Consider the following 19,443-nt stretch of genomic DNA (forward strand, 5'->3'; position numbering starts at 1 on the left):
TCCCGTGGAGGGCCGGTCAGGCCGGTTGCCGGGTGGCGCGGTATCCGGAGGGGGAGACGCCGTAGCGGGCGACGAAGGCCTGGCGCAGGGTCTCGGCGGTGCCGAAGCCACAGCGGGCCGCCACGGCGGCCACCGGCAGGGAGGTGGAGGTCAGCAGGTGGGCGGCGGCCTCGGTGCGGGCCTGCCGTACGAAACGGCCGGGGGTCTGTCCGAGGTGCCGCAGGAACAGGCGGGTCAGGTGCCGCTCGCTGACGCCGGCGACGGCCGCCAGCGTCGCGGCCGACAGGTCGGCGGCCGGGTCGGCGGTGATCTGCGCGACGATCCGTTTGACGAGGGTGTCCTCGGGCGACGGGGCGGCGGTGAACATGCTCATCTGCGCCTGGTCGCCGGGGCGTTGCAGGTAGGTCACCAGGTAGCGGGCCACCCGCCGGGCCAGTTCGGCGCCGTTGTCCTCCTCGATGAAGGCGAGCGTGAGGTCCAGTGCGCTGGTGACGCCGGCCGCGGTGGCGGTGTTGCCGTCGCGGATGAAGATCGGTGCGGGGTCGACGGTGACCTCCGGGTGGCGGGAGGCCAGGCGGTGGGCCCACTGCCAGTGGGTGGTGGCGCGCCGGCCGTTCAGCAGGCCGGCGGCGGCCAGGACGCTGGCGCCGGTGCAGACCGAGGCGATCCGGCGGCTGTCGCGGGCCAGGCGGCGGACGTGGGCGAGGATCAGCCGGTTGGCGGCGGCGGCCTCGTGCCCGATGCCGCCGGACACGATGACGGTGTCCAGGGGCCCGTTCACCCGTTCCAGGGCCTCCTGTGCCTGGAGCACCAGGCCGGTGCCGCAGGTGACGGGGTGGCCGCCGGGGGTGGCCAGGCGCACGCGGTAGGCGGGCGCGGCGCCCACCAGGTTGGCGATCTCCAAGGGCGTGGTCACGCAGGCCATGTCGAGGAGCTCGGCTCCGTCGTAGCCGATGACCGTGATGCGCCGTTCGCTCATGGGAGGGACCTTATGAGGTGATCGCTGGTTCGGAAGACATTATGCCCAAGTTTCCGGACATATACCCCCTCGGGGTTCCGGCGGGAGGCCGATCCGGCCGCACAGTGGAGCCATGAACGACACCGCATCCCCCGCCCGTCCCTCCTGGGGCCGCTTCGCCCGCCACTACGCCGAGATGGTCGTCGCCATGTTCGCCGGGATGCTCCTCCTCGGACTGGCGCTGGACGCCGCCGGGCTGGGCCTGTCCCACGACGAGCATCCCGAGGGGGCGTACCTGGTGATGGCGGTGAACATGTCCGTCGGCATGGCCGTGTGGATGCGCTACCGCGGCCACGGCTGGGCGAGCACCCTGGAGATGTGCGCCGCCATGTTCGTGCCGGTGGCGCCGCTCTTCCCGCTGCTGTGGGCCGGCGTCATCGGCGCAGGGACCATGATGACGGCGGCGCACGTGGCGATGTTCCCCCTCATGCTCGCCGCGATGCTGTGGCGCCGTGACGAGTACACCGGCTGCCACGCCCCCGCCGGAACCGCCGTCCCCGCCTCCGCCGAGGCCGTCGCCGTCTCCGCCCCTGCCGTCCCCGCGGCCCCCGCCGGCTCCACCGCCACGGCCGATTGAGGGTACGGCGGACCGTTCGGCGCAGGGATCGCACCGTTCATCGCGGGCCGTGACCGGTTGAACGCCGTCCGGCGGCGGCTGGGCGAAGAGTCCGCCGCCGGGTCTCCTCGCCGGAGAACCCCTCCTCCTACGTTGTCGGTGACCCAGATCACATGCGTGGGAGGTCCGGTGACCACCAGACAACATGATTCATCCCTATATGAACAGATCCAGAGTGAGGAGCGGTTCCAGGAGCTGAAGCGGCGCTTCCGGGCGTGGGTGTTCCCGATGACCGCGGTGTTCCTGGTGTGGTACCTGCTGTACGTCGTGTTGTCGGCCTGGGCGCGCGGTTTCATGGGCACGAAGGTCCTCGGCAACATCAACGTGGCGCTGATCTTCGGCCTGCTGCAGTTCGTCTCGACGTTCCTCATCGCCTGGGCCTACTCCCGGCACGCCGCCGCGAAGCTCGACCCCCTGGCCGACGAGATCCGCCACGAGGCGGAGGGCGGGACCGGCGCGGCCGGGACCGGAGTGACCGCCGCGGCCGGGGCCGAGGCGAAGGACGGCGGGACCGACGTGAGGGGCGGCGCCGAATGAGCCACCAGACGCTTTCCACGATCCTGTTCCTGCTCTTCGTCGCGATCACGCTGGGCATCACCTTCCGGGCCAGCCGCAGCACCAAGGACGCCGCGGGCTTCTACGCCGGCAACCGGTCCTTCAGCGGCGCGCAGAACGGCCTGGCGATCGGCGGCGACTACATGTCGGCCGCGAGCTTCCTGGGCATCGCCGGCACCATCGCGCTGTCGGGCTACGACGGCTTCCTGTACTCGATCGGCTTCCTGGTCGCCTGGCTGGTGGCGCTGCTGCTGGTCGCCGAGCTGATGCGCAACTCCGGCAAGTTCACCATGGCCGACGTGCTGGCCTTCCGGATGAGCCCGCGCCCGGTGCGCACCGCGGCGGGCGTCTCCACCATCGTGGTGTCGATCTTCTACCTGCTGGCCCAGATGGTCGGCGCGGGCGCACTGGTCGGCCTGCTGCTCGGCGTCACCTCCCCGGCGGGCAAGGCGCTCACCATCGTCGCCGTGGGCCTGCTGATGATCGTCTACGTGGTCGTCGGCGGCATGAAGGGCACCACCTGGGTGCAGATCGTCAAGGCCGTGCTGCTCATGGGCGGCGCGACCCTGATCACCCTGCTGGTGCTCGGCAAGTACGGTTTCAACCTCTCCGGCCTGCTCGGCGACGCCGCCGCGCAGAGCGGCAAGGGCGAGGCGTTCCTCAACCCGGGCGGCAAGTACGGCACCGAGGCCCAGGGCCTGGCCGGCAAGCTCGACCTGATCAGCCTGGGCCTGGCGCTGGTGCTGGGCACCGCCGGCCTGCCGCACATCCTGATCCGCTTCTACACCGTCCCCACCGCCAAGGAGGCCCGCAAGTCGGTGCTGTGGGGCATCGGCATCATCGGCGTCTTCTACCTGCTGACCCTCGTGCTGGGCTTCGGCGCGGCGGCGCTGGTCGGCGGCAAGGCCATCGCCGCGCAGGACAAGGCGGGCAACACCGCCGCGCCGATGCTCGCCGAGGCGATCGGCCGGGCCGTCTTCGGCGAGGTGGGCGGCACGATCCTGCTGGCGGTGATCGCCGCGGTCGCCTTCGCCACGATCCTGGCGGTCGTCGCCGGGCTGACGCTGGCCTCCTCCTCCAGCTTCGCCCACGACCTGTACGCCCACGTCTTCAAGCGCGGCCAGACCACCGACCGGGAGGAGATCGCGGTCGCCCGGATCGCCGCCTTCGTCATCGGCGCCGTCGCCATCGGCCTGGGCATCCTCGCCCAGAAGCAGAACGTGGCGTTCCTGGTGGCGCTGGCCTTCGCGGTCGCCGCCTCGGGCAACCTGCCGGCGATCCTCTACAGCCTGTTCTGGCGCCGGTTCAACACCTCCGGCGCGGTCTGGTCGATCTACGGCGGCCTGGCCTCGGCCCTGCTGCTGGTGATCTTCTCGCCGGTCGTGTCGGGCGCGGAGACCTCGCTGATCCCGGGCGCGGACTTCTCCTGGTTCCCGCTCAGCAACCCCGGCCTGGTCTCGATCCCGCTGGGCTTCCTGTTCGGCTACCTCGGGACCGTGCTCAGCAAGGAGCACAACGCCGCCAAGTACGCCGAGATCGAGGTCCGCTCGCTCACCGGCGTCGGCGCGGAGAAGGCCGTCCAGCACTGACCGCGCCGCGGGGCCCGGCGGGTCCCGCGGCATCGGGGAAGGGGTCCCGCGGCGTCCTGTTCCGGACGCCGCGGGACCCCTTCCCTGTCAGCGGGACGCCTCGTCCAGCAGCTTCAGGTCGCCGTCGGTCAGCTCCAGCTCGGCGACGGCCAGCAGCGGCCTGAGCTGCTCGACGTTGCGGGCGCTGGCGATGGGCGCGGCCACCGTGGGCTGGGCGGCCAGCCAGGCGAGCGCGACGGTGGCCGGGACCGCGTCGTGGGCGGCGGCCACCTCGTCCAGCGCGGCGAGCGCCCGGCGGCCCCGCTCCTCCTCCAGGTAGCGGCCGGCGGCGCCGGCGCGGGGGCTGTCCACCTCGACCCCGGGCCGGTACTTGCCGGTCAGGAAGCCGCGGGCCAGACCGTGGTACGGCGTGCTGGTCAGCCCCCGGTCCGCCACCACGTCGCGCAACGCACCCTCGTAGCCGCGCTCCACCAGGTTGTAGGGCTGCTGCAGCACCCCGTAGCGAGGCAGGCCCTCGCGCCCGGAGACGTCCAGGGCCTCGGCCAGCCGTTCGGGGCCGTAGTTGGACGCGCCGATGTTGCGGATCTTGCCCTCGCCGATCAGCTCGCCGAACGTGCCGAGCGTCTCCTCCAGCGGGGTGTCGGCGTCATCGACGTGCGCCCAGTACAGGTCGATGTAGTCGGTCCGCAGCCTGCGCAGGGAGTCCTCGACGGCCGACCGGATGTTCCTCTCCGACAGACCGGGACGGCCGCTCAGCATGCCGACCTTGGTGGCCAGCACGATCCGGTCGCGGTTGCCGCGGGCGCTGAGCCACTCGCCGATGATGGTCTCCGACTCCCCGCCGGCGTGTCCGGGGACCCACTCGGAGTACACGTCGGCGGTGTCGATGAAGTTGCCGCCCGCCTCGGCGTAGGCGTCCAGGACGGCGAAGGAGTCCTCGCGGTCGGCGGTCCAGCCGAAGACGTTGCCGCCCAGGCAGAGCGGGAAGAGGTTGAGTTCGGAAAAGCTCATGCGGCTCACTGTATTTCCTCCCGGCCGGAGCACCGCGCCGCGCGGTGCCGGCCGTACGGTGATCTCCCTCCGGCGGCATGGAAATCCGGCCGGGCCCGTAGTTATGGTCGGCCTGTGAGCGGCTTCAGGCAGCGGCGGGGCGGGCCGGGACGTGAACGTGACCGCGCCGGCTCCGGCGGGCGGCCCGGACGCGAACGTGACGGCGGCGATCCCGGTGGGCGGCCCGGACCCGGGCGTGACGGCGGCGATCCCGGCGCGCGCACCCGCATCCTCGACGCCGCCGAGACGCTGTTCGCCGGCGGCGGCTACGAGGCGACCTCGACGGCGGAGATCGCCCGGGTGGCCGACGTGCCCAAGGGCCTGGTCTTCCACTACTTCCCCAGGAAGATCGACGTGCTGGTCACGCTGGTCGACGAGCGCACGCTCGTGGAGGAGGCCCCCGAGGTGGAGGCCGTCCCCGGTGACGCCGCGGGGACGCTCTCGAAGCTGGCCCGGCGGCTGCCGCTGCGCGCCTCCCCGGCGATGCGCCGCATCCTGTTCCGCGAGGCCGACACGCACGGGTCGGTCCGCGAGCGGCTGGGCCGCCTGAACGGCGAGATCATCCTCCGGGCCCGGTTCGCCCTGGAACTGGCGCTGCCGACCCCGCGAGGAGACGCCGCCCGGCTGGAGGTCGCCGCCGTCACCTTCGCCGCGGTGCTCCTCTACCAGGAGAACCTCTGCCAGCTCACCGGGCACACCATCGACCCCGACGCGGTCGCCGAGCTGATCGCCCACGCCCTGGGCTGATCCGGCTCAGGCCAGGGCCGGCTCCGGCACCGAGACCTCCGGCGCCGCGACCTCCGGCACCGTGACGGTGATCGGCGGAGCGGCAGGGACCGTGACCGGCGCCGGGGCCGTCGGCACGACCGCCGCCGGGTCCGGGACCGCCGTTGGGTCGGGGCCGGCCGCCGGGGCCGGGCCGGGAGCCGGGTCGGGGGCCGGGGTCTTGAACGGCGCGGCGGACGGGGCCGGGCGGACGTCCGCCGTCCCGGCCAGCTCGGTCAGCTCGTCCATCGCCTCCTGCAGGTGGCCCATGAGCCGCCAGACGTCCGCCACCCGGTCCGGGCAGGCCAGCACGCCGAAGCCGAGCGATCCGTCATAGGAGAAGCAGGTGATGTTGACCCCGCCGGTCATGTCGGTCAGCACCGACATCGGGTAGTAGCCCAGGACCCGGGCGCCGCACAGGTACAGCGGGAACTGCGGCCCCGGCACGTTGGAGACGATCAGGTTGATCGGCGGCAGCACGATCGAGGCCAGCCGGAAGACAGCCGGGGTCGCCATGGCCGTGACCGGGGCGGGCAGCACCGCCGACAGCTCGTCCAGCCAGGTGGCGGGCGCGGCCGCGAAGCGCCGCTTGGCCCGGCGCATCGCCTCCCCGGTGACCCGCAGCCGCTCCAGGGGGCAGGCGACGTCGGTCGCCAGCGGGGCGATCATCGCCGAGAGCCGGTTGCCGACCCCGGCCGCGGAGTCGTCGTGGGAACCGTCGCGGGCGCCGGCCGTACGGACCGCGACCGGGACCGCGGTGACCAGCGGATCCGCGGGCAGCGCGTCACGCTCACGCAACCAGGAACGCAGCGCCGAGGCGCACAGCGTCATGACCACGTCGTTGACGCTCAGCTCGAAGGTCCGGGCGACCCTCTTGACCTCGGCGAGCGGCAGCGCGCCGTAGGAGAAGCGCCGCCGGGCGCTGATCGGGCCGTTGAACGGGGTGGGCGGGGCGACCAGGGGCGGCATCTCCGGCAGCGCGGAGTCGCCGCCGGTGATCATCCGGGCCGCGGCGGCCACCGTCCGGGCCGCGGGCAGCGCCCCGAGCAGTGGGATCGCGTCGAGGTCGGCCGCCAGCCGGCCCAGGGAGCGCAGCGCCCTGGCGGGGTGGGAGACCGACCTGGCCACGGCCACGGCCAGCATCTCCGCCGGGTCGGGGGCGGGCGGCGGCGGGTCCGGAGGCTCGGGCGCGGGGACGGGACGGATCTCGGAGGTGAGGTCCAGCAGGCAGGCCAGGATCTCCACGCCCGACATCCCGTCGACCGCGCAGTGGTGGACCTTGGTGTACAGGGCGGCGCGGCCGCCGCTCAGGCCCTGGATGAGATGCATCTCCCACAGCGGGCGCGACCGGTCGAGGCGGCGCTCGTGGATGCGGGCGATCTCGTCGGCCAGCTGGGACTCGTCGCCGGGCAGCGGCAGCACGACCTCGTGGACGTGGTCGGCGACGTCGAGGCCGGCGGCCTCCGTCCAGTACGGCCGGTCGAGGCCGAACGGCACCTCGGCCAGCCGCAGCCGCAGCGCCGGGAGCAGGTGCAGCCGCTCACGCAGCAGCCCGATGACGTCCTCGCGGGTCACGGCGCCGCCGGGGGAGCGGGAGGCGTCCAGGATCGCGACCCCGGCGAGGTGGGCCCCGGTGGTCGCCGACTCGGCGTGCAGGAACTGCGCGTCCAGCGCGGACAGCTGTCGCATCGGTCGGCCCTTCTCGCGGGAAACGGACGGTGGAAGAACAGGTGCGGCCATCATCGCTCCGGTTCGTTTCCCCCTCGTTTCCCCTGTGCGACGCCAGGCGTCCTTTCCGGATTCGATCCGGCGGACCGACCATGGATTCCGGCGGCTTGTCTTGCCTGATCAGCTAATACCTCCGCGCTCCAAGGGAAATGTCCCACGTCCTTTTGAACGGGTAAGAACTGCGTACGGGAATTCCATGTGATCGCTTCCCGCTGGAAATCACCGGCGTTTCTCGCTCAGGTGTTCACCACGGTCACCGGGTGCCGGGCGACCGCGTCGAACATGTATCCGAACCGGTTGTGCGGGGTGCGGTCCGGCTGGACGGCCCCCGTCTCGTCGACGGCCCTGGCCATCAGCTCGTACGGTCCCGTGGCGCGGGGACACCAGGTGACGTGCCAGCGGACCCAGGCGGGGGCGAGGTGCGAGCCGTGCAGCTGGGCCGGTCGCCAGGTGGCGCCGCCGTCCAGGCTGACCTGTACCCCGGTGATCCGGCCGTTGCCCGACCATGAGCGGCCGCGCAGCACGTGCGGGTGCCCGGCGGCGAGCCTGGCCCCCCACGCCAGTTCGAAGGCGCTCCTGATGCCCTGCGTGCTCAGCGGCTCACCGCCTCCCGGCGGGTGGGACGCGCCGAACATCCGGTAGAACTCGGTGGTCCACGGCGAGCTCAGGGGGGAGGCGGAGACCTCGATGTCGCCGACCCACTTGATCGACGCCAGGCCGATCCAGCCGGGCACGACCAGCCGTACCGGGTGGCCGTGGTCGGGCGGCAGCGGGCGGCCGTTCATCTCGTAGGCGAGGATCACGTCGTCGAGGGCCTTGGCCACCGGGATCGGCCGGCGCACCCGCCCGAAGTCGACGCCCGCCTCGACGTAGTGCGGGTCGAGGCCGCGCGGCATGACGTCGACCGCGTCGGGGGTGACGCCCGCCAGCCGCAGCACCGTGGACAGCGGCACCCCGCGCCAGCGGGCCACGCCGGCGGCGCCGAGCCGCCAGGGGGTGCCGATGACCTCCTGGCCCTGCTGGGAGGCGAACAGGCTGCGGCCGTTGCCCGCGCACTCGATCATCACGTCCCGCGTCACCGCCGGCAGCGACAGCAGCTCGGCGTAGCCGAAGTCGCGGGGCGCGCGCAGGCCGGAGCCGTGCAGCCGCAGCCGCCAGGCGGCGGCGTCGATGATCGGGGTGGAGGTGTGGTTGCGTACGAAGAATCGTTCGGCGGGCACGTGGTAGCCGACGCCTCCCAGCGCCTCCCAGCGTGTCTCGGCGTTGGTGTCGTGTACGACGAACAGCTCCGGCGGCAGCGGCTTGACGATCCCGGAGCCGGCGTCCCCGCGGGTTCCATGGCGCTGTCCCGTCCCGCTCTCGGCCGTGTACGGCATGCTGCTCCCCTTCCCCGGTTACAGTTATTCCCTACCAGATAACCGCGTAATTGTGCAGGGGTTGTGACGGGCGTGTCACCTCCCGCCACCGTGTCGCCCCGGTGGCCGGGGTGACCGCCACCGTGGGGCGGCCCCCTGGCCGCGTCCCGGTCGCGAGGTGCGGCGGTTGGTTGCCGCCGACGCCTCGCAGCGACCTCCGGAGGCCGTCAGCGGCCCAGGAAGTCCAGCAGCCGCTCCAGCGGCCAGGTGTTGATCACATCCTCGGCGGTCAGCCAGCCCCGCTGGGCCACGCCGACCCCGAACCGCTGGCCCGCGAGCCCCGGAACGGAGTGGGCGTCGCTGTCGATGGAGAACCTCACTCCATGATGCCGCGCCCGCCGTACGAGGTCGGAGGGCAGGTCGGAGCGTTCGGAGGCGGAGTCGATCTCCATCGCGGTGCCGGTGCGCGCGGCGGCGCGGAACACCTCGTCCCAGTCGGCGTCCACCGGCGGGCGCCGGCCGATCCGGCGGGTGGTGGGATGACCGATGATGTGGACCTGCGGGTTCTCGCAGGCGGCGATGAACCGCCGCGTCATCTCCTCCCGTGACTGGGTGAAGTGGGAGTGCACGCTGGCCACGCACACGTCGAAGCCGGCCAGCACGTCCTCCGGCCAGTCCACGGACCCGTCGGGGCCGATGTTCAGCTCGGTGCCGTGCAGCAGCCGCATGTCCGGATACTCCGCCTGGAGGCGGCGCAGCCGCTCGCGCTGCTCCAGCGCCCGCTCCAGGGTCATCCGCTGCATCGCCAGGTCGGGGGCGTGGTCGGTGACGGCGTAGTAGGAGTAGCCGCGCGCGGCGGCGGCCGCCGTCATCTCCTCCAGGGTGGCGATGCCGTCGGTCAGGTCGGTGTGGGTGTGCAGGTCGCCCCGCAGGTCGGCGACGGTGACCAGGTCAGGCAGCTCCCCGGCGAGCGCCGCGTCGATCTCCCCGCCGTCCTCGCGCAGCGCCGGCGGGATCCACGGCATGCCGAGCGCCTCGTAGACGTCCTCCTCGCGCTCGGCGGCGATCACCCGGGCGCCGTCGAACAGGCCGTACTCCGACAGCTTCCAGCCCCGCTTCACCACCATCTCCCGCAGGTGCACGTTGTGCTCCTTGGAACCGGTGAAGTACTGCATGGCCGCGCCCCACGAGGCGGCCGGGACCAGCCGCAGGTCCACCTGGACGCCCTGCGTGGTGCGGACCGAGGTCTTCTTCTCGCCGGAGGCGATGACCTCCGCGACGTACGGCATGCCGCGGAAGTCGTCCATCAGGCTCTCCGGGCCGACCGCCAGGATGTCGATGTCGCCGATGGTCTCCTTCATCCGGCGCAGCGACCCGGCGTAGGCGATCCGCTCGGCGCCGAGCGAGGCGATGATCTGCTCGGCGAGGTCCATGGCGGTGCCGATGTCCACCCGGGCGCCGGCCTGCTCCATCTGCTCCAGGCCGTGCAGCAGGTTGGCCTCGGTCTTGGCGCCGAAGCCCTTGACGCCCCGCAGCCGCCCCTGCCCGATCGCCTCGGCCAGGGCCTCGGGGGAGTCGATGCCCAGCTCCTGGAAGAGGAAGACGGCCTTCTTCGGCCCGAGCGAGGGGACGCGGGTGAGCCGCCTCACCCCCTCGGGGACCTTTCCCCGCAGGTCGTCGAGCTGACGGAAGCTGCCCCGGCTGAGGAACTCCTCGACCTTCTTGGCGATCGCCTCGCCCACCCCCGGCACCGAGCGCACGGCGGTGGTCGCGATGTCCTCGGGGAAGCCCGCGATCGCCTTGGCCGCCTTCTGGTAGCTGCGCACCCGGAAGGCGTCGCCGCCGGTCATCGCGAACAGCTCGGCGTACTCCTCCAGGGCGGCCGCGACGGCGTCGTTCACTCGTGCCATGGGCCCAGCTTAGGAGATCGCCCCGACATTCCCCGGGCGCCCGCCGCCGCCCGCCGCGGCGGATCGCGGCGGAAGCCCGCCGTGCCGGAGGGCGGCGCCCAGCACACCGGAAGGTGCACCCGGACGAGCCCGTGGATCACGATCGAAAGGAGTGAGAGAAGAGAAAGGAGGTGAACGGTATGGAGATCAACTGGGACCTCGGTCAGGTCGACGAGGAGGCGCAGGAGTTCGACGTCCTCGGCAACAAGTCGTACTGACGTGCCGCGCGACGAGACCGTCGCCGCCCCGCGACCGGGCGGCGCGTGATCCGAGGGCGCTGCGGGGCGGGTCGCCGATGCTGACGCCCCCGCGCCCGGACTCCGGGTGCGCCGGTTCGAGGTGACCCCGGAGTGTGCCGGACCGACGGAACCCCCGGGCGTGCCGGCTTGAGGGAGAGGGAGACCAATGGACCAGGGCGACGCCGCGCCGCGGCCCATCGTGCGCCCGCTGGTCGGCGGGATCCTGCACGTGGCCTGGACGGCCGACGACGCCGGCGTCAGCGGCGGAGCCTGCGACGCCGACCCCGGCCGGGCCGCCCGCCGGGCGGCGGGGGAGTACGCCCAGCACGTGAGCCACCTGTCGGCCTCCGGCGCGCTGCCGGTCCTGGCCGGCCCCGGCGACCGGCCCGTGATCGCACCGGCCGCGCACGCCGCCGCCGGCTCCCCGCCGACGTCCTGGGTGGCCGGCCACGGCATGCGCGACGGCACGGAGGTCGCCGTGCCCGCCCAGGCGGTCTTCCTCGGCTGGGACCCTCCGCCGCCGGAGACGCGCTGGTGCGTGCAGACGTCGGCCGGCACCGCCGCCGGTCCCGACCGGGAGCGGGCGCGCACGGCCGCGCTGCTGGAGGTGATCGAGCGGCACGTGCTGGAGCGCGGCTGGCGGACCGGGGACATCCTGTTCGAGGAGCTGGACCACCTGCACGACGCCGTGCTGCCGCCGGGCCTGACCGGAGCGCTGCGGGCGGGCGGCGTCGTCCTCCGCACGTTCCGCGTGGCGGGGCTGTCGCCCGACGTCGTGACCGCCTTCCTGCACCGCTCCGACGGGACCGCGCTGACCTGCGGCGCCGCCGCCCGGGGGGACACCGCGGACGCCGTACGGCACGCGGTCTACGAGGCGGTGGGAAACCGCCTCGCCCTCTCCGCCCCGAGACGCCCCGCGCGGCCGGGCACCCGTGATCGCGGCGAGGTTCCCGCCCAGCCGGGCACCCGGGACGGGAGCTCCGCGCGGCCGGGCGGCCGGGACGGGAGCCCCACGCGGCCGGGTGACCGGGACCGCGAAAGGGGCCTCGCCGCGGCCGCCGCCGGTCCGCGGCACCTGGACTTCGTGCGGCGGCGCACCTCAGGCGCCGGCGAACCCCGCACCGTCCCCGTCACGACGGCCCGCCTGCTGGAGACCGCCGAAGCCCTGTTCGGCCACCAGCCCGCCGAGGTGCGGCTGCCCTCGGTCGGGCCGTACGCGGTGCACCGCGTGGTGTGCCACGGCTCGGAGGTCCTCCAACCGCTCACCCCGCCCGCCGGTCTGGCCTGCCCGATCGCCTAGGAGGTCACGTGCCCGAGTTCGCCTACCACCGCGACGACTCCGTCTCCTTCGGGGAGCTCCGCTTCACCGGGCCGCGGGTGCTCGACACGGCCGGGCTCGCCCGGCGCTGGAGGGCCTGGATCGACCTGGGCGACGCCGACCCCGCCCCGCTGCGGTCGCGGCACGCCGTACACCTGGCGCGGATGCTCACCGGGGAGGCCGAGGAGGTGGCGCCCAACTGGTTCGCCACCGTGTCGGTGACCAGCTCCCGCTACCAGGTCGTGGCGCAGGCCAGGGCCGATGAGTACCGGTGCGAGCGGCCCGCCGGCCTGGCCGGCCGCCTGCGCACCCCCCGATGGCGGGCCCTGGTGGCCGCGCTGGAACGCTGGCCCGCGCTGCCGCCGGACCGCAGGGTCGTGGTGCTCGCGCTGCTCACCCAGCTCGGCTTCCACCGCCACGTCGTCAACCTCGTCGGCACCCTCACCGCCGCCGCCGACCCGCTGTCGCAGCAACTCGCCTACGAGGCGTCCCGGGCGGCCTACCAGCTCAACCGCGCCTCGCCCGTCCCGGGCCGGGTCTTCGGCTGGCTGGCGGAGAACGCCGCCCGGCCGGCCCTGCGCACGCTCGCCGCCCTGCAGCTGGTCTCGACCGGTTCCCGCGGCGGCGGCGACCGGACCGGGGCGGCCCGATGGCTGGACGCGGCGCGCCGGGCGGCCGACGGCCTGGACGCCGAACCGGACTGGCTGGCGCACCTGGTGACGAGCCGCTACCACCGCGCCGCCGCACTGCACGAGCTGTCCGGAGGCGACCGCGAGCCGGTGGTCGAGCACATGCGCCTGGCGCTGCGCCACGACGAGGACATGGCGCGGTGCGCGCCGGACCCCGTACAGGCCCACTACCGGGCGGAGAACCGGGGGCTGGTCCTGGAGGCCCATCTGAAGCTCGACACCCTCACCGGCGAGAGCAGCGCCCCCGCCGACGCCGTGGCGCAGCTGCGCGCCCTGGACCCGGTCGATCCCGAGCCGCTGTACGCCGTCGGCGCCTACCTCGCCGGGCGCGGCGACTGGGAGGGGGCCCGCGAGGCGTTCCGGCGGGCCGCCGGGTCGGGCACGCTGCGCGGGGCGATGGCCGCCGCCGCGGCGGCCGACTGCTCCGAGCGGCTGGGACGGCCCGGCGACGCCGAGGAGGACCGCCTGCTCTGCCTCGACCTCGACCCGGCCGCCCGCCTGCCCGTCCGCCCGAGCCCTGACGCCCGCGTGCCCGGCCGTCCGAACCCTGAAGCCCGCGTGCCCGTCCGCCCGAGCCCGGCAGGGGAGGGACGATGACCGACACGCGCCGGCCCCCCGCCCCGGAGGAGACCGCAGCCGGTGAGCCGCTCGCCGATCGCGGCCCGGACCGCAGGCCCGCCGATCGCGGTGCGGAGCGGCCGGGAAGCGGCGGGTTGCTCACCGTCCGGCCGCTGGAGGCCCTGCCCGACCTGGACGGCCTGCGCCCCGGCGACCTCGAGCCGGGCGGGCGGCACGCCCTGGAGGAGATCATCACCTCCCTGCCCGTCACGGAGTTCCTCGGCCGGCACTGGGGACGCGACTGCCACCTCGATCCCGGCGACCCCGCCGACCCGGGGCGGTTCCACCGGCTGCTGCCCTGGCCGGAGCTCGACCGGCTGCTCGACGGGCACCGGGCGTGGCCGCTGCGGATGCAGGTGGCGCGGGGCAACGCCTCGCTGCCGCCGTCCTCCTACCTGGAGACGATCCCCGGCAGGGGCGTCGGCCGCGAACCGGCGATGCGGGTCTCCAGCGCCAAGCTGCACGCCCGGCTGCGCGAGGGCGCGACGCTGGTGTTCGGGTCGGTGGACGAGGCGGTGCCCGCGGTGCGGGAGCTGGCCGAGCGGCTCGAACACGACCTGCGCGCCGAGGTCTTCGTGAACCTCTACGCCTCCTGGGGGCAGGTGGGGGCGTTCGACCCGCACTGGGACGACCACGACGGCATCATTTTGCAGGTCTACGGGCGCAAGGAGTGGCGGCTGTACGGCGTCGGCCGTCCCGTGCCGCTGCCGGGCGACGGTCCCCTCAACGAGTGCCCGCCCCGGCCCCTGCGGGAGTTCGAGCTGACCGAGGGACAGGCGCTGTACGTGCCGCGGGGTCACTGGCACGCGGTCCGGCCGGTCGGCGGCACCACCGTGCACCTGACGTTCGGCATCCGGCGGCCGGTGGTCCGCGACCTGCTGCGCTGGGCGGTCGACCGGCAGCTGAACGACCCGGACGCCCGGTTCGACCTGCCGCTCGGCGGATGGGACGACGAGCTCGCCGGCCGGCTGTCCCGGCTGCTCGGCGGGATCGGTGAGCTGCTCGGCGCCGACGGGTTCGGGCGGTACGTCGCCGAGCGGGACGGGCGGGCCGCGGCCCGCCCCCGCCACCTGCTGCCGCACGCGGTGACCGACCTGTCCGGCGGATGCCCGCCGGACGCCGTCGTCGTCCTGGCCGCCCCCCGCCCGGTGGCCCGCGGCGGGGACGGGCACCGGTTGACCCTGCTGTCGGGCGGCCTGCGCTACGACTTCGACGCCCGCTGCGAGCCGCTGCTGCGCCGCCTGCTCGGCCGCCGTCCCTGGCGGGCGGGCGACCTCGCCCGGGAGGCGGCCGCCGACGGCGGCCCGGACGCCGACGAGTGCCGGCGGCTGGTGGCCGAGCTCCTCGGGCACGGCCTGCTGCGGTTCGGCACCGCGCCCGCCGCGCCCGCCGCGTCCGACAGGCCGTACGGCGGTCCACACGGTGAGGGGCTTGGCGGGCGGCACGACGACTGGTCCGGCGGGCGGTCCGACCGGCAGGAGGAGGAACGGCGATGACGGACACGATCCCCGGAACCGAGGCGCCGCGCACCCGGCGGCCGGGTCCGCTGTCCCTGGCACCGGACTTCCCCATGCTGTGGGGCGCCTCGGCGGTGTCGCTGCTGGGCAACGGCATCTCCTCCGCGGCGCTGCCGCTGCTGGCCGCCACGCTCTCCACCGACCCGGTGGTGGTCGCCTCCGTGACGGTCGTCGGGCGGCTGCCCTGGCTGCTGTTCGCCCTGCCGGCCGGGGCGATGGCCGACAGGTGGGACCGCAAGCGCGCGATGTGGCTGGCGGACCTGGTGCGGGCCGCCCTCACCGGCGTGCTGGCGGCGGCCGTCGCGATGGGCTTCGCGAGCATCGGGCTGCTGATGGTCGTGGGCTTCCTCATCGCGGTCGCCGACACCGTCTTCGACAGCAGCGGCACCGCCGTGCTGCCCAGGGTGGTCTCCGGCGACCCCGACCGCATCCGGCGGGCCAACTCCTGGCTGGTGGGGACCAGGACCACCGTCGAGTCGTTCGCCGGACCCCCGCTCGGCGGGCTGCTGTTCGGCTTCTCCCGGGCGCTGCCGTTCGTCGGCGACGCGCTGTCGTTCCTGCTCAGCGCCGTCCTGTTGCGCAGGATGCGCGGCGACTACCACGTCTCCCGCAACGCCTACGGCGAGGCCGGGCTGTGGCGGGCCGTCGCCGAGGGCTGCTCCTGGCTGTGGCGGCAGCCGGTGCTGCGGTCGATCACCGCCGTGGCCGGCCTGTTCAACGTCGCCTGCCTGGCGCAGACCGCCATCTTCGTGCTGTTCGCGCAGCAGGAGCTCGGCCTGGGGGCCTTCGGGTTCAGCCTGCTGCTGGCCGTGGGGTCGTTCGGCAGCCTCTTCGGCGCCGCGCAGGCCGGACGGCTCAACACGTGGTTCGGCACGGCGGTCAGCCTCCGCCTCGCCCTGGTCGCGGCGGGCGCCGCGTGCCTGCTCACCGCGGCCGCGCCGAACGCGTGGACCGCGGGCGCCGCGGAGGTCCTGGCCGGGTTCGCCGCCGCGATCTGGAACGTCAACCAGATGTCGCTGCGGCAGTCCGGCACGCCCGACCACCTCCTCGGCCGGGTCACCGGCGCCCACCGGCTGGTCACCTACGGGGGGATGCCCTTCGGCGCGCTGCTGGGGGGCCTTTTGGCCTCCGCCGCCGGTCTGCGCGCGTCGTTCGTCGTCGCGGGAGCGATCATGCTGGCGCTCGCCGTGTTCGCCGCCGTGACCATCACCCGGTCCCGGGTCGCCGAGCTGGTGGCGGAACCGGCCGGTGGCCGGGGATGAGCCCCGCCGTACCGATCCGGACACGAGCACCCGCATGAGCACCGCCGTACCGGCCCGGACACGAGCACCCGCATGAGCACCGCCGTACCGACCCAGGCAACCGCCACGCAACCGACAAGGAGCAAGCCAATGGTGGGCAACAGCTTCGAACGCGTCCTGAACCACCCCCGCGAGAAGGTCTGGCGGGCCATCTTCGACCCCGCCGCGGCCGAGCAGTGGCTCGGCGTGGTCGCCAGCGTCATGCCCGAACGGCCGGGTGCCGCCTTCTGCTGGCTCTACGACGCGGGCGCCCGCAGGCCGACCGCCTACACCGGGCGGATCGGCGCCCTGGAGACCGGCCGGCGGCTGGAGCTGACCGTCGGACTGATCGCCTGCGACGCCGAGGTCACCATGGTCTTCGAGCTGTCCGACGCCGACGGCGACGCCGGCCGTACCCGTCTGACGCTCCGGCAGGACGGCTTCCCCGAGGAGGGCAACGGCAGATTCGAACGCGACGGGTTCCTGCACCACTGGGACCACTTCCTGGACCTGCTCGGCGACCACCTCGACGAGGTCCCGCACAACTACCACACCATGCACCGGACCGAGCTGGGGGTCATCCCCGTCGGGGCCGTCGCGGGCGAGGGCATGCTGGTGCAGGACGTGGCGCTCGGCGCGCCCGCCGACCTCGCCGGGGTGCGTCCCGGCGACGTCATCCGCGCAGCCGACGACTTCCTCTTCGACAGCCTCGACGACCTGGACGTGTGGGTCGAGAACCACAGGCCCGGCGACCGGGTGAACCTGGTGATCGGCGAACGCGTCGTCCCCGCCGTGCTGCGGGCCAAGCGGTACGCGCCGGCCTGACCCGCCCGCACTCCGGAGACCCCAGGGCCCCCGGAGACCCCGCAGACCCTGGCGGTTCCGAGGACCCGGACAGGACGGACACGGACACGGACAGGAGGCACGATGCCGGACGTCATCCCGCTGCCGGAGCGGGCGGAGCGGGTCACCGCATCGCTGCCGGACCCGTTCCGGCGGTCCCAGCTCGACGGCGACGGCCCGGCGTTCGCGCTGACCCCGGCCGGGCCGGTGGTGAGCGCCGACGCCTGGTCCGGCCGCCATCTCGCGCTGCTCACCGGCGACCGGTGGACGCCGCTCACCACCGGACCGCGATGGCACCGCCGCCCCCGGTGGGACGGGGAGCGGCTGACGGCGGACGCGTCACGCGACCTGGCCGCCGAACTGTTCGGCGAGGAGACGTTCCCGCTCCCGGTCGCGCTTCCGGTCCCGGGCCCGGTCCCGCTCGCGCTTCCGGTCCCGGTCCCGGTCCCGACCGCGGGCCGGGAGCCGGCGCCGGCCCGCGGACCGGCGGGCCACGCCGGGAGCGTCGTCCACCCGGTCCTCGGCGAGGTGCGGCTGCCACCGCGCGCCGTGGTCGAGGCGGTCGTGCCGGACTCGCCGCGCCGCGACAGGATCGCCGTGCTGCTGCGCCGGGGACCGGCCAGACGCGTGGTGTGCGTGGACGGCGGCGGCGTCTCCCACTGGGACGGCCCGGTGACCTCCGTCGGGCCGTGGCTGTCGCCGGAGGAGGTCGTCGTGGTCGCCGAGACGTGGCCGGGCCGGGCCGCCTACGCCTGGCACACCCGCACCGGGGCACGACGCCGCCTGACCGGGCCCGGCGCGGCCGTGGTGGACGACGTGCTGGCCGGTGACGGGCTCGCCGGCCTGAGCTGGACGTCACCCGGACAGCCCCGGCGGCTGTGGGCGGGGGAGATCGCCGAGCTCGCCGCGGGAGGTCTGCGGCTGCGGCCCGACCCGCCCCGCGGCCACGCGCCCCCGCCCGCCCGCCACACCGTCCTGGAGGGACCGAGCTGCCCGCTGCCGTGCCTGCTGCGCGACCCGCCCGGTACGGCGCGCGGCACGGTGCTGCTGCTGCACGGCGGCCCGAACGGGGTGAACCTGGCGACCTGGTCGCCCTTCGCCGAGTCGCTGGCGCTGGCCGGCTGGCGGGTCGTCCAGCCGAACGTGCGGGGGAGCAACGTGCTCGACCCGGCGCTGCGCCCGCCGCCGCCCGGCCGCTACGGCGTGGACGACGCCGACGACGTTCTCGCCGTACTGCGGCAGGTCGCGACCGGGCCGGTCGTGGCCGGCGGGATGAGCTACGGGGGCTATCTCGCGGCCCGGGTCGCGCGCCTGTCCCCCCGGGTGCGCGGGGTCTTCCTGCTCGGCGGGTTCCTGCGGTTCGCCGATCTCGCCGACTCCGGCCACGAGGGGGTGCGGGCCTTCCTGCGCTCGGCCGGTGACCGCCTCGCGCCGGACGCGGCGCCCGCGGCCGTACCGCACTTCGTCGCGCACGGGGAGGAGGACCCGCGCATCCCCGCCGGCGCGGTCCGCGCCCACCTGGACGGGGCGCCGGCCGGGTCGGAATGGGTCGGCATCGAGAACGAGGGGCACGGGATGCTCACCGACCACGCCGCCAGGAAGGTCTTCCCCCGGTTCTTCACCTGGCTGGACCGGTTCGGCTGAGCGCGGCGCCCACCGGCGGCAGGGGACGGGGGACGGAGATGACCGGGTACGACGGAAGAGGTGATGGACGATGCTGCGGGTGAGCGTCAGCAAGGTACGGCCGGAGCAGGTGGACCGGCTGCGCGCGTGGTTCGCCGAGCTGTCCGGCCCCCGCCGGGAAGAGCTTCTCGCGACCTTCGTCGACGAGGGCGTGCGGCACGAGACCGTCCTGCTGGTTCCCACCTCCGACGGGCCGCTCATGGTCTACGTCATGGAGGAGGAGGACCCGGAGCGGTCGATCGCCGCCTTCCGGGCCTCGGCCCACCCCGTCGACGCCGACCACCGGGCGGTGCTGTCGGCGGCGTTCATGGGGGTGGCCGGACACGAGGTGCTCCTCGACGTGCCCGCGGAGCCGTCCGCCGGCCGATCCGCCGCCGCGCCCGGCTCCCGGCCGCCGGCGGACGACGCGGTCACCGGAACCTCCTGAGACCTCCCGGAGACCCCGGCGCCCGGCGGGGCCGAGGGCGTCGTCCGATTCCCGGCTCCGGCCACCGCGTTCTCTGAAGACCCCCTGAAAACCCCGGGGGAACCCCAGAACCCGCCGGGGCCGGTGACGTGCCGCCCGATTGCGCCTCCGCGCCGGGAGCCGGGCCGATACCGTGGCACCGCCGCCCGCACACCCCGGCCTGGA

Annotated in this window: 16 protein-coding genes; 11 read left to right on the forward strand and 5 right to left on the reverse strand. The window is 74.5% G+C overall.

The genetic code is table 11. The annotated features are described in order from the left end of the window. Positions 1–16: 16 nt before the first annotated feature. Complete coding sequence (locus ACFYSC_RS14135; protein ID WP_389960990.1) at positions 17–979, reverse strand: GlxA family transcriptional regulator; 963 nt, start codon at positions 977–979, stop codon at positions 17–19. A 112-nt stretch (positions 980–1,091) separates the two neighbouring features. Here ACFYSC_RS14135 and ACFYSC_RS14140 point away from each other — a divergent pair, with 112 nt between their 5' ends. The 3 genes from ACFYSC_RS14140 (at position 1,092) to ACFYSC_RS14150 (ending at position 3,778) form a co-directional block, all read left to right on the forward strand. Beyond that, a complete protein-coding gene (locus ACFYSC_RS14140; protein WP_389960992.1) occupies positions 1,092–1,595 on the forward strand; it encodes a hypothetical protein in 504 nt (167 codons plus the stop codon). Positions 1,596–1,763: 168 nt separating this feature from the next. Next, positions 1,764–2,171 (forward strand): DUF485 domain-containing protein, encoded by a 408-nt coding sequence (locus ACFYSC_RS14145; protein ID WP_389960994.1) that lies wholly within the window; start codon positions 1,764–1,766, stop codon positions 2,169–2,171. Continuing rightward, a complete protein-coding gene (locus tag ACFYSC_RS14150; protein ID WP_389960996.1) occupies positions 2,168–3,778 on the forward strand; it encodes a cation acetate symporter in 1,611 nt (536 codons plus the stop codon). Before ACFYSC_RS14145 ends, ACFYSC_RS14150 begins: the two co-directional genes overlap by 4 nt. Before the next feature lie 87 nt (positions 3,779–3,865). On the opposite strand, the gene ACFYSC_RS14155 is transcribed toward ACFYSC_RS14150, so the two are convergent. Next, a complete protein-coding gene (locus tag ACFYSC_RS14155) occupies positions 3,866–4,789 on the reverse strand; it encodes an aldo/keto reductase (RefSeq protein ID WP_389960998.1) in 924 nt (307 codons plus the stop codon). A gap of 114 nt (positions 4,790–4,903) precedes the next feature. On the opposite strand from ACFYSC_RS14155, the gene ACFYSC_RS14160 reads away from it, so the two are divergent. Further along, complete coding sequence (locus tag ACFYSC_RS14160; RefSeq protein WP_389961000.1) at positions 4,904–5,575, forward strand: TetR/AcrR family transcriptional regulator; 672 nt, start codon at positions 4,904–4,906, stop codon at positions 5,573–5,575. 6 nt (positions 5,576–5,581) lie between these two features. Here ACFYSC_RS14160 and ACFYSC_RS14165 read toward each other — a convergent pair whose 3' ends face one another. The 3 genes from ACFYSC_RS14165 to polX all read right to left on the reverse strand — a co-directional run bounded on the left by ACFYSC_RS14165 (position 5,582) and on the right by polX (position 10,586). Further along, positions 5,582–7,282, reverse strand: coding sequence for a wax ester/triacylglycerol synthase family O-acyltransferase (locus ACFYSC_RS14165; RefSeq protein ID WP_389961002.1), 1,701 nt, complete (start codon positions 7,280–7,282; stop codon positions 5,582–5,584). Positions 7,283–7,557: 275 nt separating this feature from the next. Continuing rightward, a complete protein-coding gene (locus tag ACFYSC_RS14170; RefSeq protein WP_389961004.1) occupies positions 7,558–8,697 on the reverse strand; it encodes a sulfite oxidase in 1,140 nt (379 codons plus the stop codon). Between the two features lie 206 nt (positions 8,698–8,903). Further along, a complete protein-coding gene (gene polX / locus ACFYSC_RS14175) occupies positions 8,904–10,586 on the reverse strand; it encodes a DNA polymerase/3'-5' exonuclease PolX (protein WP_389961006.1) in 1,683 nt (560 codons plus the stop codon). Between the two features lie 444 nt (positions 10,587–11,030). Here polX and ACFYSC_RS14180 point away from each other — a divergent pair, with 444 nt between their 5' ends. The 7 genes from ACFYSC_RS14180 to ACFYSC_RS14210 all read left to right on the forward strand — a co-directional run bounded on the left by ACFYSC_RS14180 (position 11,031) and on the right by ACFYSC_RS14210 (position 19,239). Further along, positions 11,031–12,164: a YcaO-like family protein gene (locus tag ACFYSC_RS14180; protein WP_389961008.1), complete on the forward strand. Its 1,134-nt coding sequence runs from the start codon at positions 11,031–11,033 to the stop codon at positions 12,162–12,164. A gap of 8 nt (positions 12,165–12,172) precedes the next feature. After that, positions 12,173–13,468, forward strand: a complete 1,296-nt coding sequence (locus tag ACFYSC_RS14185) for a hypothetical protein (RefSeq protein ID WP_389961010.1) — start codon at positions 12,173–12,175, stop codon at positions 13,466–13,468. Continuing rightward, positions 13,465–14,985 carry a JmjC domain-containing protein gene (locus ACFYSC_RS14190; RefSeq protein WP_389961012.1) on the forward strand — a complete coding sequence of 507 codons (1,521 nt, stop codon included), beginning with the start codon at positions 13,465–13,467 and terminating at the stop codon, positions 14,983–14,985. The genes ACFYSC_RS14185 and ACFYSC_RS14190 overlap by 4 nt, the downstream gene beginning before the upstream one ends. Further along, on the forward strand, positions 14,982–16,268 hold the full coding sequence (locus tag ACFYSC_RS14195) for an MFS transporter (RefSeq protein WP_389961015.1): 1,287 nt from the start codon (positions 14,982–14,984) through the stop codon (positions 16,266–16,268). The genes ACFYSC_RS14190 and ACFYSC_RS14195 overlap by 4 nt, the downstream gene beginning before the upstream one ends. 129 nt (positions 16,269–16,397) lie before the next feature. Further along, the gene (locus tag ACFYSC_RS14200) at positions 16,398–17,111 is read left to right on the forward strand and encodes an SRPBCC domain-containing protein (protein WP_389961017.1); all 714 of its coding nucleotides are present in this window, start codon (positions 16,398–16,400) and stop codon (positions 17,109–17,111) included. Positions 17,112–17,213: 102 nt separating this feature from the next. Further along, on the forward strand, positions 17,214–18,773 hold the full coding sequence (locus ACFYSC_RS14205) for an alpha/beta fold hydrolase (RefSeq protein ID WP_389961020.1): 1,560 nt from the start codon (positions 17,214–17,216) through the stop codon (positions 18,771–18,773). A 70-nt stretch (positions 18,774–18,843) separates the two neighbouring features. Beyond that, on the forward strand, positions 18,844–19,239 hold the full coding sequence (locus ACFYSC_RS14210) for a DUF6176 family protein (RefSeq protein ID WP_389961022.1): 396 nt from the start codon (positions 18,844–18,846) through the stop codon (positions 19,237–19,239). Positions 19,240–19,443: the final 204 nt, after the last annotated feature.

This window comes from Streptosporangium sp. NPDC004379, assembly GCF_042873875.1.
Lineage (GTDB): Bacteria > Actinomycetota > Actinomycetes > Streptosporangiales > Streptosporangiaceae > Streptosporangium.

Excerpts from the sequence above, each read along its gene's own strand:
- ACFYSC_RS14165 (WP_389961002.1), bottom strand. The coding sequence starts at position 7,282 with ATGCGACAGCTGTCCGCGCTGGACGCGCAGTTCCTGCACGCCGAGTCG.
- ACFYSC_RS14180 (WP_389961008.1), top strand. The coding sequence starts at position 11,031 with ATGGACCAGGGCGACGCCGCGCCGCGGCCCATCGTGCGCCCGCTGGTC.
- polX (WP_389961006.1), bottom strand. The coding sequence starts at position 10,586 with ATGGCACGAGTGAACGACGCCGTCGCGGCCGCCCTGGAGGAGTACGCC.
- ACFYSC_RS14150 (WP_389960996.1), top strand. The coding sequence starts at position 2,168 with ATGAGCCACCAGACGCTTTCCACGATCCTGTTCCTGCTCTTCGTCGCG.
- ACFYSC_RS14155 (WP_389960998.1), bottom strand. The coding sequence starts at position 4,789 with ATGAGCTTTTCCGAACTCAACCTCTTCCCGCTCTGCCTGGGCGGCAAC.
- ACFYSC_RS14140 (WP_389960992.1), top strand. The coding sequence starts at position 1,092 with ATGAACGACACCGCATCCCCCGCCCGTCCCTCCTGGGGCCGCTTCGCC.
- ACFYSC_RS14195 (WP_389961015.1), top strand. The coding sequence starts at position 14,982 with ATGACGGACACGATCCCCGGAACCGAGGCGCCGCGCACCCGGCGGCCG.
- ACFYSC_RS14170 (WP_389961004.1), bottom strand. The coding sequence starts at position 8,697 with ATGCCGTACACGGCCGAGAGCGGGACGGGACAGCGCCATGGAACCCGC.
- ACFYSC_RS14135 (WP_389960990.1), bottom strand. The coding sequence starts at position 979 with ATGAGCGAACGGCGCATCACGGTCATCGGCTACGACGGAGCCGAGCTC.
- ACFYSC_RS14210 (WP_389961022.1), top strand. The coding sequence starts at position 18,844 with ATGCTGCGGGTGAGCGTCAGCAAGGTACGGCCGGAGCAGGTGGACCGG.
- ACFYSC_RS14205 (WP_389961020.1), top strand. The coding sequence starts at position 17,214 with ATGCCGGACGTCATCCCGCTGCCGGAGCGGGCGGAGCGGGTCACCGCA.
- ACFYSC_RS14190 (WP_389961012.1), top strand. The coding sequence starts at position 13,465 with ATGACCGACACGCGCCGGCCCCCCGCCCCGGAGGAGACCGCAGCCGGT.
- ACFYSC_RS14200 (WP_389961017.1), top strand. The coding sequence starts at position 16,398 with ATGGTGGGCAACAGCTTCGAACGCGTCCTGAACCACCCCCGCGAGAAG.